22 protein-coding genes and 7 tRNA genes are annotated in these 26,090 nt (G+C 69.2%); 11 read left to right on the top strand and 18 right to left on the bottom strand.

The window, feature by feature from the left end; all coding sequences use genetic code 11:
• Positions 1-22 precede the first annotated feature (22 nt).
• Positions 23-922, top strand: coding sequence for a phosphoribosylaminoimidazolesuccinocarboxamide synthase (locus EJC51_RS23950; protein WP_126272962.1), 900 nt, complete (start codon positions 23-25; stop codon positions 920-922).
• 42 nt (positions 923-964) lie between these two features.
• Here EJC51_RS23950 and EJC51_RS23945 read toward each other — a convergent pair.
• The 8 genes from EJC51_RS23945 to EJC51_RS23910 all read right to left on the bottom strand — a co-directional run bounded on the left by EJC51_RS23945 (position 965) and on the right by EJC51_RS23910 (position 5,402).
• Positions 965-1,040 (bottom strand) — tRNA-Gly (locus tag EJC51_RS23945).
• Positions 1,041-1,063: 23 nt separating this feature from the next.
• Entirely contained in the window at positions 1,064-1,672 is a 609-nt protein-coding gene (locus EJC51_RS23940; protein WP_126272961.1) for a response regulator transcription factor, read from the bottom strand.
• Positions 1,669-2,880: a sensor histidine kinase gene (locus tag EJC51_RS23935; RefSeq protein ID WP_126272960.1), complete on the bottom strand. Its 1,212-nt coding sequence runs from the start codon at positions 2,878-2,880 to the stop codon at positions 1,669-1,671. The genes EJC51_RS23940 and EJC51_RS23935 overlap by 4 nt, the downstream gene beginning before the upstream one ends.
• Before the next feature lie 14 nt (positions 2,881-2,894).
• Positions 2,895-3,674, bottom strand: coding sequence for an ABC transporter permease (locus EJC51_RS23930; protein ID WP_126272959.1), 780 nt, complete (start codon positions 3,672-3,674; stop codon positions 2,895-2,897).
• Entirely contained in the window at positions 3,671-4,600 is a 930-nt protein-coding gene (locus EJC51_RS23925) for an ABC transporter ATP-binding protein (RefSeq protein ID WP_126272958.1), read from the bottom strand. Before EJC51_RS23925 ends, EJC51_RS23930 begins: the two co-directional genes overlap by 4 nt.
• 137 nt (positions 4,601-4,737) lie before the next feature.
• Positions 4,738-4,810: transfer RNA gene (locus EJC51_RS23920), tRNA-Gly, on the bottom strand.
• Between the two features lie 80 nt (positions 4,811-4,890).
• A tRNA-Gly gene (locus EJC51_RS23915) sits at positions 4,891-4,962 on the bottom strand.
• 122 nt (positions 4,963-5,084) lie between these two features.
• The gene (locus tag EJC51_RS23910; protein ID WP_059194499.1) at positions 5,085-5,402 is read right to left on the bottom strand and encodes a histone-like nucleoid-structuring protein Lsr2; all 318 of its coding nucleotides are present in this window, start codon (positions 5,400-5,402) and stop codon (positions 5,085-5,087) included.
• Positions 5,403-5,695: 293 nt separating this feature from the next.
• Between EJC51_RS23910 and purS the strand changes: the two genes are divergently transcribed.
• Genes purS through purL form a run of 3 tightly spaced genes read left to right on the top strand, consistent with a single transcriptional unit; the run spans position 5,696 to position 8,891 of the window.
• Positions 5,696-5,959 (top strand): phosphoribosylformylglycinamidine synthase subunit PurS, encoded by a 264-nt coding sequence (purS, locus tag EJC51_RS23905; protein ID WP_015659417.1) that lies wholly within the window; start codon positions 5,696-5,698, stop codon positions 5,957-5,959.
• On the top strand, positions 5,956-6,636 hold the full coding sequence (purQ, locus tag EJC51_RS23900; RefSeq protein WP_079310179.1) for a phosphoribosylformylglycinamidine synthase subunit PurQ: 681 nt from the start codon (positions 5,956-5,958) through the stop codon (positions 6,634-6,636). The genes purS and purQ overlap by 4 nt, the downstream gene beginning before the upstream one ends.
• Entirely contained in the window at positions 6,633-8,891 is a 2,259-nt protein-coding gene (gene purL / locus EJC51_RS23895) for a phosphoribosylformylglycinamidine synthase subunit PurL (RefSeq protein WP_126272957.1), read from the top strand. Before purQ ends, purL begins: the two co-directional genes overlap by 4 nt.
• Positions 8,892-8,982: 91 nt before the next feature.
• Here the strand turns inward: purL and EJC51_RS23890 are convergent, their stop codons facing one another.
• Complete coding sequence (locus tag EJC51_RS23890; protein ID WP_126272956.1) at positions 8,983-10,407, bottom strand: MFS transporter; 1,425 nt, start codon at positions 10,405-10,407, stop codon at positions 8,983-8,985.
• 78 nt (positions 10,408-10,485) lie between these two features.
• Between EJC51_RS23890 and EJC51_RS23885 the strand changes: the two genes are divergently transcribed.
• From EJC51_RS23885 to purM, 5 genes are all read left to right on the top strand, one after another.
• Positions 10,486-11,133, top strand: a complete 648-nt coding sequence (locus tag EJC51_RS23885; protein ID WP_126272955.1) for a TetR/AcrR family transcriptional regulator — start codon at positions 10,486-10,488, stop codon at positions 11,131-11,133.
• A gap of 10 nt (positions 11,134-11,143) precedes the next feature.
• Positions 11,144-11,941, top strand: coding sequence for a maleylpyruvate isomerase family mycothiol-dependent enzyme (locus EJC51_RS23880; protein ID WP_126272954.1), 798 nt, complete (start codon positions 11,144-11,146; stop codon positions 11,939-11,941).
• Positions 11,942-12,005: 64 nt separating this feature from the next.
• Positions 12,006-12,749 (top strand): META domain-containing protein, encoded by a 744-nt coding sequence (locus EJC51_RS23875; RefSeq protein WP_425276802.1) that lies wholly within the window; start codon positions 12,006-12,008, stop codon positions 12,747-12,749.
• Between the two features lie 61 nt (positions 12,750-12,810).
• Complete coding sequence (gene purF / locus EJC51_RS23870) at positions 12,811-14,340, top strand: amidophosphoribosyltransferase (protein WP_079310184.1); 1,530 nt, start codon at positions 12,811-12,813, stop codon at positions 14,338-14,340.
• A 32-nt stretch (positions 14,341-14,372) separates the two neighbouring features.
• Complete coding sequence (gene purM, locus EJC51_RS23865; RefSeq protein WP_126272952.1) at positions 14,373-15,437, top strand: phosphoribosylformylglycinamidine cyclo-ligase; 1,065 nt, start codon at positions 14,373-14,375, stop codon at positions 15,435-15,437.
• 82 nt (positions 15,438-15,519) lie between these two features.
• Here purM and EJC51_RS23860 read toward each other — a convergent pair whose 3' ends face one another.
• Both EJC51_RS23860 and EJC51_RS23855 read right to left on the bottom strand, forming a co-directional pair.
• Positions 15,520-15,774, bottom strand: a complete 255-nt coding sequence (locus EJC51_RS23860; protein WP_059194509.1) for a DUF3073 domain-containing protein — start codon at positions 15,772-15,774, stop codon at positions 15,520-15,522.
• A gap of 293 nt (positions 15,775-16,067) precedes the next feature.
• Positions 16,068-17,165: a Leu/Phe/Val dehydrogenase gene (locus tag EJC51_RS23855; protein WP_126272951.1), complete on the bottom strand. Its 1,098-nt coding sequence runs from the start codon at positions 17,163-17,165 to the stop codon at positions 16,068-16,070.
• A gap of 222 nt (positions 17,166-17,387) precedes the next feature.
• On the opposite strand from EJC51_RS23855, the gene EJC51_RS23850 reads away from it, so the two are divergent.
• Positions 17,388-18,230 carry a DUF8083 family protein gene (locus EJC51_RS23850; RefSeq protein ID WP_126272950.1) on the top strand — a complete coding sequence of 281 codons (843 nt, stop codon included), beginning with the start codon at positions 17,388-17,390 and terminating at the stop codon, positions 18,228-18,230.
• A 525-nt stretch (positions 18,231-18,755) separates the two neighbouring features.
• Positions 18,756-18,962 (top strand): developmental transcriptional regulator BldC, encoded by a 207-nt coding sequence (bldC, locus tag EJC51_RS23845; RefSeq protein ID WP_003949541.1) that lies wholly within the window; start codon positions 18,756-18,758, stop codon positions 18,960-18,962.
• 460 nt (positions 18,963-19,422) lie between these two features.
• Here the strand turns inward: bldC and EJC51_RS48805 are convergent, their stop codons facing one another.
• The 7 genes from EJC51_RS48805 to EJC51_RS23810 form a co-directional block, all read right to left on the bottom strand.
• Entirely contained in the window at positions 19,423-19,614 is a 192-nt protein-coding gene (locus EJC51_RS48805) for a DUF6274 family protein (RefSeq protein WP_126272949.1), read from the bottom strand.
• A gap of 127 nt (positions 19,615-19,741) precedes the next feature.
• Positions 19,742-19,816: transfer RNA gene (locus EJC51_RS23835), tRNA-Asp, on the bottom strand.
• A 94-nt stretch (positions 19,817-19,910) separates the two neighbouring features.
• Entirely contained in the window at positions 19,911-23,903 is a 3,993-nt protein-coding gene (gene hrpA, locus EJC51_RS23830) for an ATP-dependent RNA helicase HrpA (RefSeq protein ID WP_126272948.1), read from the bottom strand.
• A gap of 143 nt (positions 23,904-24,046) precedes the next feature.
• Positions 24,047-25,636 (bottom strand): hypothetical protein, encoded by a 1,590-nt coding sequence (locus EJC51_RS23825; protein ID WP_244362819.1) that lies wholly within the window; start codon positions 25,634-25,636, stop codon positions 24,047-24,049.
• Positions 25,637-25,749: 113 nt separating this feature from the next.
• Positions 25,750-25,823, bottom strand: a tRNA-Phe gene (locus tag EJC51_RS23820).
• A gap of 23 nt (positions 25,824-25,846) precedes the next feature.
• Positions 25,847-25,921: transfer RNA gene (locus EJC51_RS23815), tRNA-Asp, on the bottom strand.
• 38 nt (positions 25,922-25,959) lie between these two features.
• Positions 25,960-26,032 (bottom strand) — tRNA-Glu (locus tag EJC51_RS23810).
• Positions 26,033-26,090 lie beyond the last annotated feature (58 nt).

The following is a 26,090-nucleotide window of genomic DNA, read 5'->3' as shown; positions in this document are numbered from 1 at the left end:
GACAGAACCACGGGGAGGAACCGTGTCCGGATTCGTAGAAAAGCCCGAGCCGATCCAGGTGCCGGGCTTGGTGCATCTCCACACCGGCAAGGTGCGCGAGCTGTACCAGAACGAGGCGGGCGACCTCGTGATGGTCGCCAGCGACCGCATCTCCGCGTACGACTGGGTGCTGCCCACCGAGATCCCGGACAAGGGCCGGGTCCTCACGCAGCTCTCCCTGTGGTGGTTCGACCAGCTCGCCGACCTGATCCCGAACCACATCATCAGCACCGATGTCCCCGAGGGCGCCCCCGCCGACTGGGCGGGCCGCACGGTGGTCTGCAAGTCGCTCCAGATGGTCCCGGTCGAGTGCGTGGCCCGCGGCTACCTCACCGGCTCCGGCCTCGTGGAGTACAACGAGTCGCGTACGGTCTGCGGCCTCGCCCTCCCCGAGGGCCTGTCCGACGGCAGCGAGCTGCCCGCCCCGATCTTCACCCCGGCCACCAAGGCCGCGGTCGGCGAGCACGACGAGAACGTGTCGTACGAGGAGGTCGCCCGCCAGGTCGGCGCCGACACCGCCGCCCAGCTGCGCCAGGCCACCCTCGCCGTCTACACCCGCGGCCGGGACATCGCCCGCGACCGGGGCATCCTGCTCGCGGACACCAAGTTCGAGTTCGGCTTCGACGGCGACACCCTCGTCATCGGCGACGAGGTCCTCACCCCGGACTCCTCCCGCTTCTGGCCGGCCGAGTCGTGGGAGCCGGGGCACGCGCAGCCGTCGTACGACAAGCAGTTCGTGCGGGACTGGCTGACCTCGGCGGCCTCCGGCTGGGACCGCAAGAGCGAGCAGCCGCCGCCCGCGCTGCCGCAGGAGGTCGTGGACCGCACGCGCGCCAAGTACATCGAGGCATACGAGCGCCTGACGGGCACGAGCTGGAGCTGACGGCACGACAAAGGCCCCGGTCGATGACCGGGGCCTTTCAAGTGGAGCGAACGACGAGGTTCGAACTCGCGACCTCAACCTTGGCAAGGTTGCGCTCTACCAACTGAGCTACGTTCGCACTGCGCCGAAGCGCGATGCCTACTATACCCAACCTCGCTCGCGCGCGAGACGTACTGCGGTGTGCCGGTTCTCCGCCCCGAGCTTCGAGACGGCCGACGACAGATAGTTCCGCACGGTCCCCTGGGACAGCGCGGCCCGCTCGGCGATCTCCGCGACGGGCGCCCCGTCGGCGGCGAGTTCCAGCACCTCGGCCTCGCGCGCGGTCAGCGGCGAGTCCCCGGCGGAGATCGCGTCGGCGGCCAACTCGGGGTCGACGTAACGGTTTCCGGCGTACACCGTGCGGATGATCTCGGCGAGCTTCTGCGCGCTCACCGTCTTGGGGACGAACCCGCGCACACCCGCCTCAAGGGCCCGCTTCAGATGGCCGGGCCGGCCGTGACTGGTCACGATCAGCACCCGGCAGCCGGGCAGTTCGGCCCGCAGCGATGTGGCGACCTTCACACCGTCGGCCCCCGGCATCTGCAGATCGAGCACCGCCACATCCGGCTCGTGCGCCCGGGCCATCGCCAGCGCCTCGGGCCCGGACGCGGCCTCGGCGACGACCGCCAGATCGTCCTCCAACGAGAGCAGCGCGGCCAGCGCCCCGCGGATCAGATGCTCGTCGTCGGCCAGCAACAGCCGCACGGTCACGGAGTCACCTCTGTCACCATCGGCACCTGTGCCACCAAACGGAACACACCCTCCCGCACGGTCCCCGCCTCCAACGTCCCGTCCACCGCCGCCAGCCGCTCCCGCAGCCCGGCGAGCCCGGACCCGCCCGGCCCGGACGGACCGGCGGCCCCGTCGTTCTCCACCGTCAGCACCACATCGTCCTCCGACCTCCGCACGGCCACCGTGCACCGCTTGGCGTCCCCGTGCCGCAGGACGTTCGTCGTCGCCTCCCGGACCACCCAGCCGAGCGCCGACTGCACGTCCAGCGGCAGCCCGGCCGCCTCCCCGCTGACCGTGCACTCGATCCCGGCCGCCGCCAACACGCCCTGGGCGCCGCCGAGTTCGACCCCCAGGTCGGCCTCCCGATAGCCGCGTACGACCTCCCGCACCTCGCGCTGCGACTCCTGCGCGATGCGCTGCACCTCGATCATCTGCTCCTCGGCCTCGGGCCGCCCGCGCCTGGCCAGCTGCACGGCGAGCTCGCTCTTCAGCGAGATCACCGCGAGGTTGCGGCCCATGACGTCGTGCAGATCGCGCCCGAACCGTAGCCGTTCCTCGGCGACGGCGAGCCGCGCCCGGGTCTCGCGGGCCTCGTCGAGTTCGTACACGGCGTTGAGGAGCCAGACGGAGAAGGCGGAGGTGAAGGCGATGAACCCGCCGCCGAGCAGCACGACCAGCATCGTCACCAGGGTGGCGGGCGCGGGCAGCCCCAGCGGGAGGGCCACGATCCCCGCCCCGGCCGCGAACCCGGCGACGACGCCGTACACCCGGCGCCGCTCGCGCACGCCCATCGCGATGACGCCGGCACCGAAGATCAGGATGACCCCGAAGACGCTGCCGGCCGCGGTCTGGACGTCGTCCCCGCCCGGCCCGCGCTCCGCGACGCCGAGGGCCGTGACGGCGACGACGGCGGTCACCGTGCCGAGTGTCCACAGCATGGGGACGGGCCGCTCGCGCCGCCCGCGCGTCCAGTCGAGCACCCGGGAAGCGGTCACGGCACAGGTGACGGCGTGCACGGTCACCAGCGTCAGCAGCGGAGCGGCGAGCCAGGGCGTCATCGCACCGAGGAGCGGCAGCCCGACCGTGACCGCCTCGATCACCGCGAAGAAGTGGAACGACCATCGGGTGTACGTCTCGACCTTGGCCGGCGTGCTCTTCCGCCCCCACCAGCTCCCCGGCTTGCGCATGCTCTCCCCGTACCTCAGCGCCTCGGCTCCCACCGGAACCACCGCCCTACAGCAAACACCCCCGCCGCCGCCCAGGCCAGCGCGGTCAGCACCGGCCCGATCGTCTCGTACACGCTGAGCTCGCCGGTCCAGCCGCCGCGGATCAGGGTGATCACCGGGGTCAGCGGCAGCAGCTCGCACACCGAGGCCATCCGGTCCGGCAGCAGCTCCAGCGGGACGGCGATCCCCGACCCCACCATGGCGACCATCACCAGCGGCAACGCCGTGACCTGAGCGCTCTCCACGGTCCGGGTGAACGCCGCGGTGACGGCGGCCAGCAGGGCACTCACCGCGAGCCCGAGCAGCAGGCCCAGGACGGCGAGGTGCGGTGCCCTCGGGGCCGGGATGTCGAGCAGGGCGGTGCAGGCCGCGGCCAGCACCAGGGACTGCACGAGCCCCGTCGTCACGGCCGGCAGCGCGGTCCCGGCGAGGATCTCGCCGTCCCGCAGCTCTCCCGTCCGCAGGCGCTTGAGGACGAGTTCCTCGCGCCGCCCGACGAAGACGCCGACCAGCGCCGAGTACACCGCGAACAGCAGCGAGAACCCGATCGCCCCCGGCAGCAGCACCGTCCCGACGCTGAGCCCGGTGCCCTTCAGATCCATGTCCTCGGCCACGGTCCGCACACTCAACGGCAGCACCAGCGGCACGAACACCGCGGTGACGATCATTCCCTTGCTGCGCCCGAAGAGCGTCAGCTCGGCCCGCGCGAGGGCCTTCACCCGACCCACCGCCATCCGGTCGACCACGGCGCTCATGCCCTGACCTCCTGAGCCGCGATCCCCAGGAACGCCTCCTCCAGCGAGGCCGACCGCACATCGAGCCCCCGCAGCTCGACCCCCGCCGTGGACGCCCACACCAGCACTTCGGTGGCCACCCGCTGCAACTCCCGCGTCCGCAGCCGTACGACCCGTCCGTCGACCTCGTGGGAGAGCACCCCCAGCTCCCCGAGCGGTGGCAGATCGCCCACGAAGTACCCCTGGGGCAGCTCGAAGGAGATCCGCGAGGGCTGCCCGGCCGTCACCTCGGCGGGCGTCCCGGTGACCGCGATCCGCCCCTCGTGCAGGATGGCGAGCCGGTCGGCGAGGCCCTCGGCCTCCTCCAGATAGTGCGTGGTCAGCAGCACCGTGGTGCCGCCGTCGCGCAGCGCCCGCACCAACTCCCAGGTGTCCCGGCGCCCCTCGGCGTCGAGCCCGGTCGTCGGCTCGTCCAGGAACAGCACCTCGGGCCGCCCGAGCAGCGCGAGCGCGAGATCCAGCCGCCGCCGCTCACCCCCGGACAACTGCTTCACGCGTACGTCGCTCCGGCGCGCGAGCCCGACGAGCTCCAGCGCCTCGACGGGCGGCCTGGCCCCGCTCACGCACCCCGCCCACATCCGGGCGGTCTCGGCGACGGTCAGCTCGGACGGGAACCCGCCCTCCTGGAGCATCACGCCGGTCCGCGGCCGTACGGCGGCCCGCTCGGCGTAGGGATCGTGCCCGAGTACCCGCACCCGGCCCCCGGCCGGTGGCGCGAGCCCTTCCAGCAGCTCGACCGTGGACGTCTTGCCGGCCCCGTTGGTGCCGAGCAGAGCGAAGACCTCGCCGCGGGCCACGGAGAAGCTGATTCCGCGGACCGCCTCGAACCCGCCCCCGTAGACGCGTCGCAGGTCGGTGACCTCAATCACGTTCGTGTTCGTGTCCATGGTGCAAGCGTCCCGGCGCCGGGGACCCGGAAGGAGTGCGCGCTGTCATCACTCGGCATGACAAATGTCAGAGGCACCCCGCAACCACTCCGCACACGAAGAAGCCCCCCGGCAGAAGCCGGGGGGCTTTCATCAAGAGCGAACGACGAGGTTCGAACTCGCGACCTCAACCTTGGCAAGGTTGCGCTCTACCAACTGAGCTACGTTCGCATTGCCTCCGGTCAGCTCTCACCGACCGGCGCGAGCACCATCCTACCTGATCCACAAGAGGGACCAGACCGGTGATGCAGAGCGGGTGACAGGAATTGCACACTGCGCCTTCCCCCTGGAAGGGGGATGTTCTGCTACTGAACTACACCCGCATGTACTCCGTGAGCTGGGCCTTCCGGCCTCGCCCCTCGGCGTGCTCCAGACTCTAGCCGACCAGGAGGGGTGCAGCGCAAGTCGGTTGTCCCGAGGGGCGGGTGACCGGGCGTCGACGGGGCTACTGCGCCTCGGCGAACGCCTCGTAGACCTTCTTGGGGATGCGGCCGCGGGCCGGCACGTCCATCTTGTTCGCCTGGGCCCAGGCGCGGACCGCCGCCGGGTCGGGAGCGACCTCGGTCTGCTTGTACGCCTTGCCGGACCGGGAGCGCTTCCGGCCGGCTTCCACGTAGGGCTCGAGGGCCTTACGCAGTTTCTCGGCATTCACCTGATTCAGGTCGATCTCGTACGACTTGCCGTCGAGTCCGAAGGCGATGGTTTCCGCCGCTTCCGAGCCGTCGATGTCGTCAAAGAGAGTGACCACGACCTTCTGCGCCACGAATATCGGTCCCTTCGTACGGCACTTTGTCAATTCATTTGTACAGTGCCCGACAATGCATTGTGAAGCCCGACTAAATCCTTTGGCGTGTCCGAGCGCAATAGGTATCGGGTGTCGATCGCGGATCTTTCCTGGAAATTTTGGTGAACGCCGCCCCTGATGCCGGATCGTGACTGGGGTCACGTAGCTTCCTACAAGTCAACGCGCGTAGAAATTTTGTGCGGGTAGTCTGAAGGTGCCTGTTGGAGGACACCCGCAGGAACCTTGCTCAGCACCACACACCGGGAGTGCCAGTGGCACGCGTCGTAGTCGACGTCATGCTCAAGCCGGAGATCCTCGACCCCCAGGGCCAGGCGGTGCAGCGCGCACTGCCGCGTCTGGGTTTCGAAGGCATCTCGGACGTCCGTCAGGGAAAGCGTTTCGAACTGGAAGTTGACGGGCCGGTCGACGAGGCCGCGCTCGCCCGCATCCATGATCTTGCGGAATCCTTCCTCGCCAACACCGTGATCGAGGACTTCACGGTGAAGGTGGAAGAAGTCGCGGAGGCCGCGAAGTGACCGCTCGTATTGGCGTCGTCACTTTCCCGGGGAGTCTCGACGACCGGGACACCCAGCGCGCGATCCGCCTCGCGGGCGCCGAACCGGTCGCCCTCTGGCACAAGGACAAGGACCTCCACCAGGTGGACGCGGTCGTCCTCCCGGGTGGTTTCTCCTACGGCGACTATCTGCGGGCCGGCGCCATCTCCCGCTTCTCGCCGGTGATGGAGACGGTCATCGAGCAGGCGAAGGCCGGCCTCCCGGTCCTCGGTATCTGCAACGGCTTCCAGATCCTCACGGAGGCCCACCTCCTCCCGGGCGGGATGCTCGGCAACGACCACCTGCACTTCATCTGCCGCGACCAGAAGCTGCGGGTGGAGAACACCTCCAGTGCGTGGACGGTCGACTACAGCGCGGGCCAGGAGATCCACATCCCGCTGAAGAACATGGACGGCCGGTACGTCGCCGACGAGTACACCCTCGACAAGCTCGAGGCCGAGGGCCGCGTCGCCTTCCGGTACGTGGACTTCAACCCCAACGGCTCGCTGCGCGACATCGCCGGCATCACCAACGAGGCCGGCAACGTCGTGGGCCTCATGCCGCACCCGGAGCACGCCGTCGAGCCGCTCATCGGGTCGGGCCGCACCGACGGCCTCCCCTTCTTCACCTCGATCCTCAAGAAGCTGGTCAACGCATGAGCCGGACGCCTCTGGACACGGTCGAGCACGCGGCCGCGACCCCCGACGTCGAGCTGCCCTGGGCCGAACTCGGTCTCAAGAAGGACGAGTACGAGAGGGTCGTCGAGATCCTCGGCCGCCGCCCCACCGGCGCGGAACTGGCCATGTACTCGGTCATGTGGTCCGAGCACTGCTCCTACAAGTCCTCCAAGGTCCACCTCCGCCAGTTCGGCGAGAAGGCCCCGCAGAGCGACGCCCTCCTCGTCGGCATCGGCGAGAACGCGGGCGTCGTGGACGTCGGCCAGGGTTACGCCGTGACCTTCAAGGTCGAGTCGCACAACCACCCCTCCTACGTCGAGCCCTACCAGGGCGCGGCCACGGGTGTCGGCGGCATCGTCCGCGACATCATCGCGATGGGTGCCCGCCCGGTGGCCGTGGTCGACCCGCTGCGCTTCGGCGCCGCCGACCACCCCGACACCAAGCGCGTCCTGCCGGGTGTCGTCGCCGGCATCGGCGGCTACGGCAACTGCCTCGGCCTGCCCAACATCGGCGGCGAGGTCGTCTTCGACGCCTGCTACCAGGGCAACCCGCTGGTCAACGCCGGTGCCATCGGCGTCATGCGGCACGAGGACATCCACCTCGCCAAGGCGTCCGGCGCGGGCAACAAGGTCATCCTGTACGGGGCCCGGACCGGCGGCGACGGCATCGGCGGCGCCTCGATCCTGGCCTCCGAGACCTTCGACGACGCCAAGCCCTCGAAGCGTCCGGCCGTCCAGGTCGGCGACCCCTTCCAGGAGAAGCTCCTCATCGAGTGCACCCTGGAGGCCTTCAAGGAGAAGCTGGTCGTCGGCATCCAGGACCTCGGCGCGGCCGGTCTGTCCTGTGCCACGTCCGAGCTGGCCTCCAACGGTTCCGGCGGCATGCGCGTCACCCTCGACGACGTCCCCCTGCGTGACTCGACGCTCTCTCCCGAGGAAATCCTCATGAGCGAGTCGCAGGAACGGATGTGTGCGGTCGTGGAGCCGGAGAAGGTCGACCGGTTCCTGGAGATCTGCGACAAGTGGGACGTCATCGCCACCGTCATCGGTGAGGTGACCGACGGCGACCGGCTGGAGATCTACTGGCACGGCGGCAAGATCGTCGACGTCGACCCGCGCACGGTCGCGCACGACGGCCCGGTCTACGAGCGCCCGTACGCCCGCCCGTCCTGGCAGGACGAGCTCCAGGCCGATGACGCCAACAAGCTTCCTCGGCCCGCGACTTCGGACGAGCTGAAGCAGCAGGTCCTGAAGCTCGTGTCGTCCCCGAACCAGGCCTCCAAGAAGTGGATCACGTCCCAGTACGACCACTTCGTGCAGGGCAACACGGTGCTGGCCCAGCCCGAGGACTCGGGCATGATCCGCATCGACGAGGAGACCGGCCTCGGCGTCGCCATCGCGACGGACGGCAACGGCCGCTACGCCAAGCTGGACCCGTACCACGGCGCCCAGTTGGCGCTGGCGGAGGCGTACCGCAACGTCGCCACCACCGGTGCCAAGCCGCTCGCCGTCTCCGACTGCCTCAACTTCGGTTCGCCCGAGGACCCGGCCGTGATGTGGCAGTTCGCGGAGGCCATCCGTGGACTCGCCGACGCCTGCCAGCAGTTGGGCACCCCGGTGACCGGCGGCAATGTCTCGCTCTACAACCAGACCGGCGAGGTCGCCATCCACCCGACCCCCGTGGTCGCGGTGCTCGGCGTCATCGACGACGTCGCCCGCCGCACGCCCGTCGCCTTCCAGGAGGAGGGCCAGCTGCTCTACCTCCTCGGCGACACGCGTGAGGAGTTCGGCGGCTCGGCCTGGTCCCAGGTCGTCCACGACCACCTGGGCGGTCTGCCCCCGAAGGTGGACCTGGAGCGTGAGCGCCTCCTCGCGGAGATCCTGATCTCGGCCTCCCGCGACGGCATGATCGACTCGGCGCACGACCTGTCCGACGGCGGCCTGATCCAGGCGGTCGTGGAGTCGGCGCTGCTCGGCGGCAAGGGCGCGCGTCTGGTCGTCCCGGACGGGCTCGACGCCTTCACCTTCCTCTTCTCCGAGTCGGCGGGCCGCGCGGTCGTCGCCGTGCCGCGTTCCGAGGAGGTCCGCTTTAACGACATGTGCGGTGCGCGGGGCCTGCCGGTCACCCGCATCGGTGTCGTCGACGGCGAAACCGTGGAGATCCAGGGCGAGTTCGCGCTCTCCCTGGAGGAGCTGAAGAAGGCCCACGAGGAGACGATCCCGGCGCTGCTCGCGTAGTCGGTGACACGCCTGTGAAGGCCCCGGCCGTTGCGACGGCCGGGGCCTTCATGCGTGGCCGAGTCGCTCTCAGTTCCCGACCGAGTCGCTCTCAGTTCCCGACCGGCACGGGAGCGGGGACGCGCTCCGAGGACGCGGGCCCCGCCTTCGGCAGCCGCAGCGCCAGCACCACCCCGAGCCCCATCAGCGCGGCCCCGCACAGGAACACCGCGTCCATGGCGGAGACGTACGACGGCATGTCCGTGCCGTCGCTCAGCCTGCTGATCAGGGTGCCGAACAGAGCGGCGCCCAGGGCCGTGCCGAGGGTCTGGAAGAAGCGGATGCCGGTGGTGGCGACCCCGAGCTGGTGGCGGGGTGCCGCGTACTGGACGAGCTGGATGAGCTGGCCGATCAGCTGGCCGAACCCGGCGCCGACGAGGAGCAGTTCGGCGCGCAGCCACCACAGTGAGGTGTGGGTGCCGGTGGTGGCCAGCAGCAGGAAGGCGACCGCGGTGACGGCGGACCCGGTGATCACGAACGTCCGCTCGGACCAGCCGCGTTCGGTGAGCTTGCCGGTGACGACGCCGACCACGGTCATGCCGATCGCCATGGGGATGAGGTACAGGCCCGCCGAGGAGCTCGCGATGGAGCGGACGACCTGGAGATAGACCATCACGTAGTACATCGAGCCGACCATGGCCGCGCCGACGAGCCCCTGGATGGCGAAGCCCCAGCGCAGCTCCGGGACCCGGAACATGGACAGCGGCAGGATCGGCTCGGCGGCGGTCTTCTGCCGGCGCAGGAACAGCGCGAGCGAGGCGGCTGAAGCCAGCGCCACTCCGATGACCTGCGGGGACGTCCAGTCGTACGCCTTGCCGCCCCACTCGGTGACCAGCAGCAGCGTGGTGGAGAAGCCGGCGGCGAGGGCCGCGCCGGGGAAGTCGATGCGGTGCCGCTCGGTGTGCCGGGGGAGTTTCAGGACCAGCGCGGACACGGCGAGGACCGTGATGCCGATGGGCAGGTTGACGTAGAAGATCCAGCGCCAGCTCGCGTGGTCGGAGAGCACTCCGCCGATCCACGGACCGAGCGCCATGCCGCCGCCCGCGACGATGCCGCCCATGCCGGCGCCCTTGCTGTCCTTCTCCTTGCCGGGCCCCTTGAGCTGGGCGATCACCACCATCGTCACGCTCATCAGCCCGCCGGCGCCGATGCCCTGCACCGCCCGGGCGGCGATCAGCTGGCCGATCGACTGGGCGGCCCCGCACAGCGCCGAGCCGAACAGGAAGGTGCCGACGGCCCCGAGGAAGACCTGCTTGGCGCCGAGGGTGTCGCAGAGCTTGCCGTAGAGCGGGAGCACCGCGGCCGAGGCCAGCGAGAAGGCGCTGACCAGCCACGGGATCTTGTCGATGCCGTGCGCGGGGTCGAGGTCCCGGACGATCGGGACGGTCGCCGCGGACACGATCTGCATGTCCAGGACGGCCAGCACGATCGTGGCGAGGCAGACGAGGAAGCCGATCTTGCGCTGGGTTTCGGTCATGGCAGCACCATGCCCGAGAATCATGTACTGAGTCAATGTTTCATCTGGGATCAAGTTTCATCTTGGTACAGTGACGGCATGGCTTTTGCTGAGGGCATGGGGCTGCGCGAGCGCAAGAAGCTCCAGACGGCGATGCGGATCTACCGGACCGCGGTGGCGCTGTTCGACGAGAAGGGCTTCGACGCCGTCTCCGTGCAGGAGATCGCCGACGCCTCCGAGGTCTCCAAGATGACCGTCTTCAACTACTTCGGCACGAAAGAGGACTTGGTCTTCAAGCCCATGGAGAACCATTTCTCCGATCCGGCCCGCGCGGTGCGCGACCGGAAGCCGGGCGAGTCCGCCGTGGACGCCGTACGCCGGCAGTTCCTGGAGATGATCGACGGCCGTGACCCCTCGATCGGCTTGAACGCCGAGCCCTTCGCGCGCCGGATCCGCTCGGTGATCATGGCGACGCCGGTGCTGCGGGACCGGGCCTACGTCTCGGCCGAGAAGGGCGCCCTCGAACTCGCCGGCCTGCTCACCGAGGAGACCGGCGACCGCACCCTGGCCCTGATCGCCGCCTCCACCCTCACCCACGTCCGCCAGGCCCTGGTCGAGGAGCACCACCTGCGCATCGACGCCGGCGAGAGCGTGGACGAGGTCGCCGCCGACGCCGCCGAACGAGCCGAGCGGGCCTTCGCGTTGGTGGCCGGGGGCCTCTCCGGCTACGCCGTCCGACAGGCCTAGGCTGACCCCCATGCCACCGGCCAAGAAGCGCGCTCGCAGCTACGACCCCGCCAAGATCCGCACCGCGGTGCTCACCCAGTTCGGGACCGTACGACAGGCCGTACGCACCCTCACCCCCGAGCAGTTGGCCGGCCCCACCCGCCTCGGCGACTGGACCGTCCGCGACCTGGCCGCGCACCTCACCATGGCCGTCGGCGCCATCAGCAACGCCCTGGAGGCCGAGGAGCCGCCGAAGCGCGCCCTCGCTCTCCTGGACTGGCCCGCCACCACCGCGTCCCGAGGCGCCGACATCGACGACGGCACCCGGCGGCTGGCCCAGGACAACCCCGACCTCGACGCCCTCTACGCCCGCACCGAGGAACGCTTCATCCAGAGCCTCGACCAGGCACCCGACGACCGCCTCATCGGCAGCCGCACCGGCGCCATGACCCTCGCCGACTACCTGGTCACCCGGACCGTCGAACTCGTCGTCCACACCGACGACCTGAACGCCGCCGTCCCCGGCCTCGACATCCCGTACGACCGCCAGGCCCTGGCCGCCTGCACCCGGCTGCTCGCCGACGCGCTCGCCGTGAAGGCCCCCGGCGGCTCGACCGAGGTGCGGATCCCGCCGTACGCCGTGGTGCAGTGCGTCGAGGGCCTCCGGCACACCCGCGGCACCCCGCCCAACGTCGTCGAGACCGACCCGCTGACCTGGATCAGGCTCGCGACCGGGCGGCTGACCTGGAAGGACGCGGTCGAGGACGCCAAGGTGAGTGCGAGCGGGGAGCGGGCGGATCTGGGCAGTCTGCTGCCCCTGATGGGCTGATCCGCACACGGTTGAGGAACCGGTCCTCCGCCCCACCCGTCCCACCGCCATGGACAAACAGCGAATGACCCTCGCCGTCCTGACCGTCCTCCCGCTCGCCGCGGCCTGCGGAACCGAGCAGGCCGACGGCGGTTCGGTGGCTGCCGAGCGATCCGTCACCGGCATCCACTGGAGCGTCGACAGCGTCACCGTGGACGGCACCACCCACCGGGCCCCCGCCGGGGCGAACGTCACGATCGAGGACGGCAAGGCGGCCGGCGACTACGGCTGCAACCACTTCAACGCCAAGGTCGCCTTCGAGGACGGCGCCCTCCGGCTCAGCGACACCACGACGACCGAGATGGCCTGCGGGGAACGCCCCATGGCCTTCGAACGGACCCTCGCCCGCACCCTCACCGCCGGCGCCCTGAAGACCGACGTCACCGACCACCGGCTCACCCTCACCACCGACGACGGCGACACCGTCCGCCTCACCGAGGAACCGGACGCCCCGCTGTACGGCACGAAATGGGACATCACCTCACCGAGTCCCACCGGCGACGCCCACCTCGTCTTCGACCGGAGGACCGGCAAGGTCACCGGCAGCCTCGGCTGCAACAAGGTCACGGCGACCGCCACGGTCCGCGACGGACATATCACCCTGGGCGCCCCCGCCACCACCCGAATGGTGTGCGACACCTCACTCATGAAGACGGAGAAGACCCTCCTGGGCCTCTTCGACGGCACGGTGAAGTACGCACTGGATCATCGAGCCCTCACGCTGACCAGCGAAAACGGAAAAACCACCAACGCGGTCGCGGCCGAGTGATCCCGTAAAGGTCCGTATCCCCAATTCGGACCAGTGGACGACCTCGCCTACACTCGGGGACGTGCCACGTGGTGACGGTCGACTCAATCATGATCTGCTCCCCGGCGAGAAAGGCCCCCAGGACGCGTGTGGCGTCTTCGGTGTCTGGGCTCCGGGTGAAGAGGTCGCCAAGCTCACTTACTTCGGGCTCTACGCCCTCCAGCATCGGGGCCAGGAATCCGCGGGTATCGCGGTCAGCAACGGCTCCCAGATCCTCGTCTTCAAGGACATGGGCCTCGTGTCCCAGGTCTTCGACGAGACCTCTCTCGGTTCGCTCCAGGGTCACATCGCGGTCGGACACGCCCGCTACTCGACCACCGGTGCCTCCGTGTGGGAGAACGCCCAGCCGACGTTCCGTGCCACCGCGCACGGCTCGATCGCGCTCGGCCACAACGGCAACCTGGTCAACACGGCGCAGCTCGCCGAGATGGTCGCCGACCTCCCGAAGGACACCAACGGCCGCTCGACCCGCGTCGCGGCCACCAACGACACCGACCTGCTCACCGCGCTCCTCGCGGCCCAGGTCGACGAGGACGGCAAGCCGCTGACCATCGAGGAGGCCGCTCACACGGTCCTTCCGCAGGTGCGCGGCGCGTTCTCCCTCGTCTTCATGGACGAGCACACGCTCTACGCCGCCCGCGACCCGCAGGGCATCCGCCCGCTGGTCCTCGGCCGCCTGGAGCGCGGCTGGGTCGTCGCCTCGGAGTCCGCCGCCCTCGACATCTGCGGCGCGTCCTACGTCCGCGAGATCGAGCCGGGCGAGTTCGTCGCCATCGACGAGAACGGCCTGCGCACCTCCCGATTCGCGGAAGCGAAGCCCAAGGGCTGTGTCTTCGAGTACGTCTACCTCGCGCGCCCCGACACCGACATCGCCGGCCGCAACGTGTACCTCTCCCGCGTGGAGATGGGCCGCAAGCTGGCGAAGGAAGCCCCGGTCGAGGCGGACCTGGTCATAGCGACTCCGGAGTCGGGCACCCCGGCCGCCATCGGCTACGCGGAGGCCTCCGGCATCCCGTTCGGCGCGGGCCTGGTGAAGAACGCGTACGTCGGTCGTACGTTCATCCAGCCCTCCCAGACGATCCGGCAGCTCGGCATCCGTCTGAAGCTGAACCCGCTGAAGGAAGTCATCAAGGGCAAGCGCCTGGTCGTCGTCGACGACTCGATCGTGCGCGGCAACACCCAGCGCGCCCTGGTCCGCATGCTCCGCGAGGCGGGCGCCGCCGAGGTCCACATCCGGATCTCCTCGCCGCCGGTCAAGTGGCCCTGCTTCTTCGGCATCGACTTCGCCACCCGCGCGGAGCTCATCGCCAACGGCATGACGATCGACGAGATCGGCACCAGCCTGGGCGCCGACTCCCTCGCCTACATCTCCATCGACGGCATGATCGAGGCGACCACCATCGCCAAGCCGAACCTCTGCCGCGCCTGCTTCGACGGCGAGTACCCGATGGAGCTCCCGGACCCCGAGCTGCTCGGCAAGCAGCTCCTGGAGACCGAACTGGCCGCGGGTCCCGCGGCCACGGCGGCGGCCGACGCGATCCGTCGCCCGTAAGCCCCGTAGTACGACACGAAAGTTCTCACCCCATGTCTGAGACAACTGGTGCCAGCTATGCGAGCGCGGGCGTCGACATCGAGGCGGGCGACCGCGCCGTAGAACTCATGAAGGAGTGGGTCAAGAAGACCCAGCGCCCCGAGGTCCTCGGCGGCCTCGGCGGTTTCGCCGGCCTCTTCGACGCCTCCGCCCTCAAGAACTACGAGCGTCCCCTCCTCGCCTCCGCCACCGACGGCGTGGGCACCAAGGTGGACATCGCGCGCCAGCTGGGCGTCTACGACACGATCGGCCACGACCTGGTCGCGATGGTCATGGACGACATCGTGGTGTGCGGCGCCGAGCCGCTGTTCATGACCGACTACATCTGCGTCGGCAAGGTCCACCCCGAGCGGGTCGCCGCGATCGTCAAGGGCATCGCCGAGGGCTGTGTCCTCGCCGGCTGCGCCCTGGTCGGCGGCGAGACGGCCGAGCACCCCGGCCTGCTGGGCCCGGACGACTTCGACGTCGCCGGCGCCGGTACGGGCGTCGTGGAGGCCGACCGGCTGCTCGGCCCCGATCGCATCCGTACGGGTGACGCGGTCATCGCCATGGCGGCCTCCGGTCTTCACTCGAACGGGTACTCGCTCGTCCGGCACGTCCTGCTGAACCAGGCGGGCCTGTCCCTGGACGCACGGATCGAGGAGCTGGGCCGCACGCTCGGCGAGGAGCTCCTGGAGCCCACCAAGATCTACTCGCTGGACTGCCTGGCGCTGATGCGCACCACCGACGTGCACGCCTACTCGCATGTCACCGGTGGTGGCCTCGCCGCCAACCTGGCCCGCGTGATCCCCGACGACCTGCACGCGATCGTCGACCGCTCCACCTGGACCCCGGCCCCGATCTTCGACCTCGTCGGCAGGACCGGCTCGGTCGAGCGTCTGGAGCTGGAGAAGACCCTGAACATGGGCGTCGGCATGATCGCGATCGTCCCCGAAGAGTCGGCGGACGTGGCACTCGCGACGCTGGCCGACCGCGGGGTCGAGGCCTGGGTAGCCGGCGAGATCACCGACCGCGGCGACCACGCCACGGGCGCGGAGCTGGTCGGGGACTACGCCTGAGCAGGCCGCCGCTGACTGGCAGCGCAAAACCCGGTCCGGTGGTGTGGACCACTACCGGACCGGGTTGCGCACTGCTGGAGCGTCAAGCGCCGCGGCGTTGCTGCGACGACGGACCGGACTCGTCGTCCTCGTCCTCATCGTCGTCGTTATAGAGATCCGCGTACTGGGCGTACGGGTCGTCTTCATCGTCGTCTTCGAACGGCTCGCCATTCGGCGGCTGTTGCGAAGTCGAAGCGCCCAGCTCATTGGCCAGACGCGACAGGTCAGTCCCGCCGCTGCTGTACTTCAGCTGGCGGGCGACCTTCGTCTGCTTGGCCTTTGCCCGGCCGCGCCCCATGGCTCGACCCCCTCGGTGACGGGGCTCGATGGCCCCAGAGTCTTGACACGCGTTCATGATCTGGAACGGGCTCTCCGCAGAGAGACCGGCCCGTAGGGCTTCCACGGTACCTGAGCCCACGCCCATACGGTACGTCGCCCGCAGGACGGGCCTGGCCCCAGAACCCGCGAGGCGCCCTGTCCCCGCTGGTCAACCGCGATTTTAACCACTTCTTGGCGGCCGACCCGCCGACGAACGTGAGAGTTCTCTCTAAGTGCCCGCCGACGGGTACCGGCCATGCGCCGCTACGACGGTCAGCGCGCCCGGTGCGCCACCGCCGCCTCATGCATCCGCTGCTCGGCGATCCGGTCGGCCGCGGCGGCCGGCGGGATACCGTCCGCCTTCGCACGTGCGAATATGGCGAGCGTGGTGTCGTAGATCTTCGCCGCCTTCGCCTTGCACCGGTCGAAGTCGAAGCCGTGCAGCTCGTCGGCGACCTGGATGACCCCGCCCGCGTTCACCACGTAGTCCGGCGCGTAGAGGATGCCGCGGTCGGCGAGATCCTTCTCCACACCCGGGTGGGCGAGCTGGTTGTTGGCCGCGCCGCAGACGATCCTCGCGGTCAGCGCGGGCACGGTGTCGTCGTTCAGGGCGCCGCCCAGCGCGCAGGGGGCGTAGATGTCGAGGCCCTCGGCGCGGATCAGGGTGGCGGTGTCGGCGACGGCCGTGACGCCGGTCGGGTGGGCGGCCAGGATGCGGCCCACGGCCTCCTCGCGGACGTCCGTGATGACGACCTCGGCGCCCTCCTCGCGCAGGTGGGTCACCAGGTGGTGGCCGACCTTGCCGACGCCCGCGATGCCGACCTTCCGGCCGGCCAGCGAGGGGTCGCCCCACAGGTGCTCGGCGGAGGCCCGCATGCCCTGGTAGACGCCGAACGCGGTGAGCACGGAGGAGTCGCCGGCGCCGCCGTTCTCGGGCGAACGCCCGGTCGTCCACCGGCACTCACGGGCGACGACGTCCATGTCGGCGACGTACGTACCGACGTCGCAGGCCGTGACGTAGCGCCCGCCGAGCGAGGCCACGAACCGGCCGTAGGCGAGCAGCAGCTCCTCGCTCTTGACCGTGTCCGGGTCGCCGATGATCACGGCCTTGCCGCCGCCGTGGTCCAGGCCGGCCATGGCGTTCTTGTACGACATCCCGCGTGCGAGGTTCAGGGCGTCGGCGACGGCCTCCTCCTCGGTCGCGTACGGGTAGAAGCGGGTGCCGCCGAGGGCGGGGCCCAGCGCGGTGGAGTGGATGGCGATGACGGCCTTCAGGCCACTGGCACGGTCCTGGCAGAGCACGACTTGCTCATGACCGCCCTGGTCCGAGTGGAACAGGGTGTGCAGGACGCCGGCTGATACTTCGGTCACGGTGGTGACTCCTGGATGCGTAGCGGCGGTTGGGACCAGCTCCCGTAAGGGTGGCGGGCGCTGTGGGCACGAGATTAGAGCCTGACCGGACCCGCCCACCTCGCCGTGCTCAGGATCACCTACGCACGGAGTACCCCCGTGCGACGATTTGCATAGATTTCGCGCCCGTTTGTGAGCGGGTTCCGAAGGTTTTCCTGGCAGCGGGCGGGGGAGGGAGCAGGCGTGCCCAAGGTGTCCTCGGTGGTCGTCCCGTATCCGACCTATCTCCGCGTGTACGAGCCGCTGGCCGCCTTCCCGGAGCCGGAGCGCGGCCACTGGGCGCGCTACGCCCGCCGCCCCGACCGCCCCTCGTACCAGGACGAACTGCGCCGCTCCCTGGCCGACTTGCTGCCCACCCCGCCGGTGGCGGTGCCGGTGCACGAGAGCAGCGACGCCTTCGTGCTGGACGTGGACGGCGTGGTCTGCGTCTGCCCCTGGCGGACCCGGCTGCGCGGCTGGCAGGCCCTGGGGGAGCTGGGCGAGGAGCTGCCGAAGCCGGTCCTGGACGCGGTGCTGCCGGAGGTCGTACGGCGGCAGGCGGCGCAGGACTACGAGCGGTGGCTGATCCGGAACCCGGACGCCCGCCCCTGGATCCGCTCCTCGACCTGGCAGGTGCCGCTGCACTGGTTCGTGCTGGTCGGCGACGAGGAGCGGTCCTTCGACAAGGGGTCCGGGGAGATCCCGGCGATGCTGCGCTACCGGACGCCGATGGTGCAGGCGCGGCGGCGGGTGGCGCGGGCCCTCAGGACGCTGAAGGACACCCTCGACGAGGGGCCGCTCATCGACGGCCTGGTGGACGTGGGGCGTTGGCTGGAGGAGTTCCACCCGCGCTCGCTCGTCGAGCTGGACTACGGCGGCCTGGTGCACACGCTGCCGGCCGGCGAGCTGGAGGACGACCACTCGGCGGCGGACGTGGCCGAGGGCATCGAGGCGCTGCGCCGGGGTGACGGGGCGGCCGCGGGGGAGGCCTACGGGCGGCTCGTGGAGCGCTGGCGGTCGGTCAGGGACCGGCGCTCGGCGAACTGAGTGAGGCTTAGGTCACGAACGGGTGTTTGACGTGACGCTCGTTTTGGGGTTTTGTCCTCGCACTGAGTTGCCTGCGGAGCTTGAGGTTCCCCCGACATGGGACGTACGTCACGATCCGGGCTTTCATCTCAACTGAGGCTCAAGTGCGGTCAAGCGTGATGGACCGCACGTACCTGGCCCTTGCGTCTCTTCCCCCTCCTCATGCCAAAATAGGACAAGGGGCCCGGGGGAGGTTCCGCTTTGGGGGGTCTGGTGACTCCTGATCGTCCTGTGACTGATCGTCACAGTGGCGTGACTGTCCGCTATGGCATGGTCCATCGGCCTCTGTCGCCGATGAACACCTGGGGGGCAATTCCATCGGTTTGGCCGACGAGGCTGGACAGATGGTGTAGTTGTAGTGCCGAGGACAAGCCGTTCGTCCTATAACCGACTCGACTCGCGTCCGCCATTTCGGGCAACGCGGGTCAAGGTGCAGAATTTAGAGGAAAGAACCGAGAAGGTTCGGTTCTCCCGAGGAGGCCGCTCATGACCGCTCGCACCCCTGATGCCGAGCCGCTGCTGACCCCGGCTGAGGTCGCCACCATGTTCCGTGTGGACCCGAAGACGGTCACGCGGTGGGCGAAGGCCGGGAAGCTTACTTCCATCCGTACGCTCGGCGGGCACCGCCGCTACCGCGAGGCGGAGGTCCGTGCACTGCTCGCGGGCATCCCGCAGCAGCGCAGCGAGGCCTGAACCAACTGAATAACGGGCAAACCGGCAGGTCCCCCAACGTGCCGATACGCCCGTGACACCGCTTCACAAGCTCCAAGCGACGCGGGTTCCGCCCCAACGGGGCCCACGCCCAAGCTCATCCCAAGAACATCGCAGGGTGCGTCGTCGATCGCGCTGGACTCCGCCGGGTCCAGCGCGATCTTTTTTGTGCGCGCGGGGAGTCTCGCTCCCGGCTCTGTGAGCGGGCTTGTCGGAGTCTGGGGAGGGGTGTCGGATCTCCTGTGGACGCCCCCTCCGGGCTGGTGCAATTGCACATATTAAATTGACCAGTTGTAGGTGAGGCGTAAGTACCGCGGTTTCAGAAACTCATGCGGTGACACCCGTCACATGCCAGAGTCCTTGTTGCCTCTGACTCATGTGCGCTAGAGGAGCCACGCGTCCCACCGTCCCACGCCGGTACGGGTGTTGGGGCCGCCGTTGGTCACGCGCCGGCGGGACTTTCGTCCTCCGCGGGCTCTCCGGTGTCCTGTGGGCCTCTCGGGGCGGAGTCCATGGCCAGCCGCAGCAGCTGATGGCAGATCGGGCAGTGGCGCGTCAGATGGCGATATGAGGAGGCGGCCGACAGATGCGCACGGAGCAGCGCCCGCGTCTCGTGCCTGACCGAAGCCGCCATACGCCACCTCCAGGGGCCACGCAGGGAAGGGGCCCTGGTTTCTGGGTACCGACCGAAGGGGGCGCCGTCAAGACGGCACTGTGCACAACAAGAAGCCCGGATCCGAAGATCCGGGCTTCTGTAACTGCGGTCCTGACGGGATTTGAACCCGCGGCCTCCACCTTGACAGGGTGGCGAGCACTCCAAACTGCTCCACAGGACCAGGTTTCGCGGCGCTTATTGCTGCGTTGCGCTGCGAGAAGGACTCTACAGGAGGGTGTGCCTCCTGCGCGAACTCACCCAGTGTGCAGGGGCGGTTACGGTACGGCCGCGTCGATCGCCTTCACGATCCGCTTGTCCGAGATGGGGTACGCCGTGCCCAGCGCGTGGGCGAAGTAGCTGACCCGGAGCTCCTCGATCATCCAGCGGATGTCCAGGACGGCGGTCGGCACCGGGCGGCCCTGCGGCATCTGCTCCAGGAGCCAGGCGTACTCGTCCTGCATCTCGTGGACCTTCTCCATGCGCGTGGTGTCCCGCTGCACGGCCGTCGGCATCTGCTGGAGGCGACGGTCGGCGGCGACCAGGTAGCGCATCAGGTCCGGCAGCCGGCGCAGCCCCGTCGCCGTCACGAAGCCCGGCTTCACGAGGGCGTCCAGCTGCTTGCGCACGTCCGTCAGGTTCGCGAGGAGCGCGGGGCTGCGTACGCCCTTCAGACGCCGCTCACAGGCCTGCCAGGCGGCCAGCACCTGCTGCACCTGTCCGACCGTACGCACCGTCGTGTCGACGATCTCCGCGCGGACCTTGTCGTACAGCTTCCGGTACGACTCCTCGTCCCACGCCGGCCCCCCGAAGTCGCCGATCAGCTTGTCCGCCGCCGCCATCGCGCAGTCGTCGAACAGGGCCTGGATCGTGCCGTGGGGGTTGGCCGAGAGCGCCAGCTTCTGGGCGTTCGTCAGGTGATCGCTGGCGAACTTCGCCGGGTTCACCGGGATGTTGCGGAGCACCAGCCTGCGCGTGCCCTTCCACATCGCCTCCGCCTGTTCCGCCTCCGTGTCGAAGAGGCGGACCGAGACGGTGTCGCCGTCGTCCACGAGGGCCGGGTACGCCTTCACCGGCTGACCCGCCCGGCGCGTCTCGAAGACCCGCGTCAGCGTGCCGATCGTCCAGTCCGTGAGGCCCTTGCGCTCCAGGGACTCGCCCCCCTGGCGCTCGGCGGTGGCCGCCGCGGCCTGCGAGAGGGCCTTGCGCGCCTTCGGCTTCAGCTGGAGCTTCAGCGCCTCCAGATCCTTGTCCTCGGCCAGCTTGCGGCGCCGCTCGTCGACGATCCGGAAGGTGATGCGCAGGTGGTCCGGGATCTTCGACCAGTCGAAGTCCTCGGCCTCGAAGGGCACCCCGACCATGCGCTTGAGCTCGCGGGCCATGGTGGTCGTCAGCGGCTCCTGGAGGGGGACCGCCGTGTCCAGGAAGCGTTTGGCGAAGTTCGGCGCCGGGACGTAGTTGCGGCGGATCGGCTTGGGGAGGGAGCGGATCAGCTCCGTCACGACCTCCTCGCGCAGGCCCGGGATCTGCCAGTCGAAGCCCTCGTCCGTGACCTGGTTGAGGACCTGGAGCGGGATGTGGACGGTGACACCGTCGGCGTCCGCGCCCGGCTCGAACTGGTAGGTGACCCGGAACTTCAGCTGCCCCTGCCGCCAGGAGTCCGGATAGTCGGCCTTGGTGACCGCCTCCGCCGACTCCCGGATGAGCATCTCCCGCTCGAAGTCGAGGAAGTCGGGCTGCTCGTGCCGCTTGCGCTTCCACCAGGAGTCGAAGTGGGCGCCGGAGACGACGTGTTCGGGCACCCGCTGGTCGTAGAAGTCGAAGAGGGTGTCGTCGTCCACGACGATGTCCCGGCGGCGGGCCCGGTGTTCGAGCTCCTCGACCTCGCTCAGCAGCCTGCGGTTGTCGGCGTAGAACTTGTGGTGCGTGCGCCAGTCACCCTCGACCAGGGCGTTGCGGATGAAAAGCTCGCGGGATGTCTCCGGGTCGATCCGGCCGTAGTTGACCTTGCGCTGGGCGACGATCGGTACGCCGTACAGCGTGACCTTCTCGTACGCCATCACGGCCGCCTGGTCCTTCTCCCAGTGCGGTTCGGAGTACGTCCGCTTCAGCAGGTGCTCGGCGAGCGGCTCGACCCACTCCGGCTCGATCTTGGCGTTGACGCGGGCCCAGAGGCGTGAAGTCTCCACCAGTTCCGCCGACATGACGAAACGGGGCTGCTTCTTGAAGAGCGACGAGCCCGGGAAGATCGCGAACTTGGCGCTGCGGGCGCCCAGGTACTCGTTCTTGTTGCCGTCCTTCACGTCCTTCATCCCGATGTGGGAGAGAAGGCCGGCGAGGAGGGAGACGTGGACGGACTGGTCCGGCGCGTCCTCCTCGTTCAGATGGATGCCCATCTGCTTGGCGACGGTACGCAGTTGCGTATAGATGTCCTGCCACTCGCGGATGCGCAGGAAGTTGAGGTACTCCTGCTTGCACATCCGGCGGAAGGAACTCGAACCCCGCTCCTTCTGCTGCTCGCGGACGTACCGCCACAGGTTCAGATAGGCGAGGAAGTCACTGGTCTCGTCGCGGAAGCGGGCGTGCTGCTGGTCGGCCTGGGTCTGCTTGTCGGCGGGGCGCTCACGCGGGTCCTGGATGGACAGCGCCGCCGCTATGACCATGACCTCGCGGACACAGCCGTTCTTGTCGGCCTCCAGGACCATGCGGGCCAGCCGCGGGTCGACGGGCAGCTGGGCGAGCTTGCGGCCGGTGTCGGTGAGCCGCTTGCGCGGGTCCTTCTCGGCCGGGTTCAGCGCGCCGAGCTCCTGGAGGAGCTGCACGCCGTCGCGGATGTTGCGGTGGTCCGGCGGGTCGATGAAGGGGAACTTCTCGATGTCGCCGAGGCCGGCCGCGGTCATCTGGAGGATGACGGAGGCGAGGTTCGTGCGGAGGATCTCCGCGTCGGTGAACTCCGGGCGGGCGAGGAAGTCGTCCTCGCTGTACAGCCGGATGCAGACACCGTCGGACGTACGGCCGCAGCGGCCCTTGCGCTGGTTGGCGCTGGCCTGCGAGATCGCCTCGATGGGGAGCCGCTGGACCTTGGTGCGGTGGCTGTAGCGGGAGATACGGGCGAAGCCCGGGTCGATGACGTACTTGATGCCCGGGACGGTCAGCGAGGTCTCGGCGACGTTCGTCGCCAGAACGATCCTGCGGCCGGTGTGCGGCTGGAAGACGCGGTGCTGCTCGGCGTGCGAGAGCCGGGCGTAGAGGGGGAGGACTTCCGTGCCCTGCCCATTGGCGCCTCCGGCGCGGGGGTAGTTCCTCTTGTTGAGCGCGTCCGCGGTGTCGCGGATCTCCCGCTCGCCGGAGAGGAAGACCAGGATGTCGCCCTTGCCCTCGGCCTGGAGCTCCTCGACGGCGTCGCAGATCGCGGTGATCTGGTCGCGGTCGGCGTCGTCGGAGTCCTCTTCGAGCAGCGGGCGGTAGCGCACCTCCACCGGGTAGGTCCGGCCGCTGACCTCGACGATCGGGGCGTCCCCGAAGTGCCGGGAGAAGCGCTCGGGGTCGATGGTCGCGGAGGTGATCACGACCTTGAGGTCCGGGCGCTTCGGCAGCAGCTGGGCGAGGTAGCCGAGCAGGAAGTCGATGTTGAGGGACCGCTCGTGGGCCTCGTCGATGATGATCGTGTCGTAGGCGCGCAGCTCGCGGTCGGTCTGGATCTCGGCGAGCAGGATGCCGTCCGTCATCAGCTTGATGAAGGTGGCGTCCGGGTTCACCTGGTCGGTGAACCGCACCTTCCAGCCGACGGCCTCGCCGAGGGGGGTGTTCAGCTCCTCGGCCACGCGCTCGGCGACGGTCCGGGCGGCGATACGACGGGGCTGCGTGTGCCCGATCATGCCGCGGACGCCACGCCCCAGCTCCATGCAGATCTTCGGGATCTGCGTCGTCTTGCCGGACCCGGTCTCACCGGCCACGATCACGACCTGGTGATCACGGATGGCGTCCGCGATCTCGTCCTTCTTCTGGCTGACCGGGAGCTGCTCGGGATAGCTGACGGCGGGCACGCGGGAGCGCCGCCCGGCCATGCGTTCCTCGGCCTTCGCGACCTCGCCCTCGATCTCGGCGAGCACGGCGGCACGGGCCTCCGGCTTGCGGATCTTGCGCGCACCTTCGAGCCGGCGGCCGATCCGGTGCGCGTCGCGCAGGGACAGCTCGCTCAGGCGGGGGGCGAGGGCGCCGAGGCTCGGGGCGTCGGAGGCGCCGGGGGCGGGGGCAGGATGCGTAGACATACGCGATCCAGGATCTCATCCCCGGGAAATTCGTGGCTAACGCTTTTGCCGCGGTGTCCCGGGCGGCCGCGCGGCGCCGTCCGGGTCCCGGCGGGTGGGGGACGTCGGGCGTGCCGTCGCCCCCCACCCCTGCGGTGCGTGCGTCAGCGCACGTCCACGTAGTCCTCTCGGCCGCTTCCCACGAAGTGCCTGCTGTCCGGGTACAGGTGGACCGGGACCCAGGTGCCGTCCTGCTTGGCGGTGAAGCCCTTGCTGAAGGAACCGTTGGTCTTGGTGGTGACGGTGGCCATCAGGTACCAGGTGGTCTGGCCCTTGGGCCGGAAGAGGATCTGCACCTTCTTGCCGCCGTAGGCCTTCCACGTGGACGAGCCGGGCTGGCGGTCCTGGAGGATGCCCTTCACCGTGATCGTCCGGCCCTTGTATACGGGCTCGGGGGAGGCGTTGGCGTCCTTGACGCGGGTGACGGCCCGGTTCTTGCGCAGGCTCTTGGAGACCGTGCCCTTGATGTCCTTGGTGGTGGACCCGGCGTACCGCAGGCGCCAGTAGCCGTCCGTGTAGCCGGGCAGCTTCTCGACGACGAACTGGGAGCCGAAGCGGGTCTTCACGGTCTTCTGCGTGGTCCAGCCGCTGGTGCCGTTGGCCGAGTACTGGATGTCGACGCTGACCTGGTCGCTGGTGTCCCGCCCGATGGCGTCGAGGCTGCCGGTGATCTCCAGCTGCGCGTACTTGTCCATCGCCGCCGTGAACTCGGTGAACTTGGTCGTGGCCGTGACCGCCACGCTGACGTCCGCGGTGGTGGTGCGCTGGATGAACGGGTTGTACGGGTACGGCGTGAAGGCCACCTCGAACGTGGACTTGCTGCCCCACGGGTACTTCTCGAGCGAGAAGCGGCCGTCGGCGTCGGTGGTCGCCTCGGCCGGGTTGCAGGTGGTGCAGTCCTTGTAGTCCATCTCCAGCGGGATGCCGGGCAAGGGCTTCCACGACGAGTCGCCGCTCTGGTACTGGAGGGTGCCGGTGACCGCGACCTTCTCGTTCGCGACGACGTGGAAGCTGCTCCGGTCCAGGACGAAGCGGGTCGGCGCCGCCTTGGGCCGGACGTCGATCCAAGGGCTCATCGCGAAGCCGAGATCGCCCTCATACTGGGCGAAGGTCCAGCCACCCGCCGTCGTCTCGTGGGAGGCGGAGAAGTGGCCGGCGTCGTCCGTGACGGTGGTCGCGTCCTGGTTCTGGTCGAACGTGAGGTCCACGGTGGCGCCGGGCAGCGGCACCGTCTCGCGGGTGCGCGGGTCGCGGACCACCATGTCGCCGGTGGCGGTGACGGTCTTGTGCTCGATGTCCGGCTGTTCCGGCGTGACGGCGAAGCCGCTGATCACGGGCTGCTTCTGGTAGTGCAGCTTGCCCGCGTCCTGCTGGACGGTGGTCTCACCGGCGGTGTTCGTGGCCTCGATGTCGACCGTGTAGTCGCCGAGGGTGTCCAGGTGGATGGGCTGGGAGGACCAGACACCTTCCCAGGGACTCACGTAGTACGTCAGCTTGAAGTCGGTGACGGTCGCGACCGGAGCGTCCGACGCGTCGCTGCCGACGGGCCGCAGCGACGCGGTGATCTTGTCGATCTCACCGCTGTAGTTGAGCCGTACGTCGAGCACCGACCAGTCGGCCTGGTCGCCGTACGCCTCTTTGACGTTGGGTCCGGCGGCGTGTGCGGTGCCGGGAATCGCGAATGTGGAGAACATGACAGCCGCAGCGGTCACGATTCCCCTGGTGATGCGTCTCAAGAACCCCCCTCAGGCTCTCTGTGAGCGACGAAAACCCCCACCGGTTGTCCGGTGGGGGTTTTCGTACTGAGTGGCTGGGGCCGGGGTCGAACCGGCGACCTATCGCTTTTCAGGCGATCGCTCGTACCAACTGAGCTACCCAGCCACGAGGCTTCAAGGAAACCTCAGCGGTCCTGACGGGATTTGAACCCGCGGCCTCCACCTTGACAGGGTGGCGAGCACTCCAAACTGCTCCACAGGACCAAGCTGTTGCGTACGACAGTGTCGCACACGGTGTTGCGTGCCCCCAACGGGATTCGAACCCGTGCTACCGCCTTGAAAGGGCGGCGTCCTAGGCCGCTAGACGATGAGGGCTATCGGCCCGCCTTGCGCTTCGCAGCGCGTCGGGGACGTGAGAAGCATATGGGATGCC

It is taken from the genome of Streptomyces aquilus, from assembly GCF_003955715.1.
GTDB classification, from domain to species: Bacteria; Actinomycetota; Actinomycetes; order Streptomycetales; family Streptomycetaceae; genus Streptomyces; species Streptomyces aquilus.
This window is presented reverse-complemented; position numbering and strand designations above follow the sequence as displayed.

Excerpts from the sequence above, each read along its gene's own strand:
- EJC51_RS23935 (WP_126272960.1), bottom strand. The coding sequence starts at position 2,880 with ATGCGCAAGCCGGGGAGCTGGTGGGGGCGGAAGAGCACGCCGGCCAAG.
- EJC51_RS23930 (WP_126272959.1), bottom strand. The coding sequence starts at position 3,674 with ATGAGCGCCGTGGTCGACCGGATGGCGGTGGGTCGGGTGAAGGCCCTC.
- EJC51_RS23925 (WP_126272958.1), bottom strand. The coding sequence starts at position 4,600 with ATGGACACGAACACGAACGTGATTGAGGTCACCGACCTGCGACGCGTC.
- purL (WP_126272957.1), top strand. The coding sequence starts at position 6,633 with ATGAGCCGGACGCCTCTGGACACGGTCGAGCACGCGGCCGCGACCCCC.
- EJC51_RS23890 (WP_126272956.1), bottom strand. The coding sequence starts at position 10,407 with ATGACCGAAACCCAGCGCAAGATCGGCTTCCTCGTCTGCCTCGCCACG.
- EJC51_RS23885 (WP_126272955.1), top strand. The coding sequence starts at position 10,486 with ATGGCTTTTGCTGAGGGCATGGGGCTGCGCGAGCGCAAGAAGCTCCAG.
- EJC51_RS23880 (WP_126272954.1), top strand. The coding sequence starts at position 11,144 with ATGCCACCGGCCAAGAAGCGCGCTCGCAGCTACGACCCCGCCAAGATC.
- EJC51_RS23875 (WP_425276802.1), top strand. The coding sequence starts at position 12,006 with ATGACCCTCGCCGTCCTGACCGTCCTCCCGCTCGCCGCGGCCTGCGGA.
- purM (WP_126272952.1), top strand. The coding sequence starts at position 14,373 with ATGTCTGAGACAACTGGTGCCAGCTATGCGAGCGCGGGCGTCGACATC.
- EJC51_RS23860 (WP_059194509.1), bottom strand. The coding sequence starts at position 15,774 with ATGGGGCGCGGCCGGGCAAAGGCCAAGCAGACGAAGGTCGCCCGCCAG.
- bldC (WP_003949541.1), top strand. The coding sequence starts at position 18,756 with ATGACCGCTCGCACCCCTGATGCCGAGCCGCTGCTGACCCCGGCTGAG.
- EJC51_RS48805 (WP_126272949.1), bottom strand. The coding sequence starts at position 19,614 with ATGGCGGCTTCGGTCAGGCACGAGACGCGGGCGCTGCTCCGTGCGCAT.
- hrpA (WP_126272948.1), bottom strand. The coding sequence starts at position 23,903 with ATGTCTACGCATCCTGCCCCCGCCCCCGGCGCCTCCGACGCCCCGAGC.
- EJC51_RS23825 (WP_244362819.1), bottom strand. The coding sequence starts at position 25,636 with ATGTTCTCCACATTCGCGATTCCCGGCACCGCACACGCCGCCGGACCC.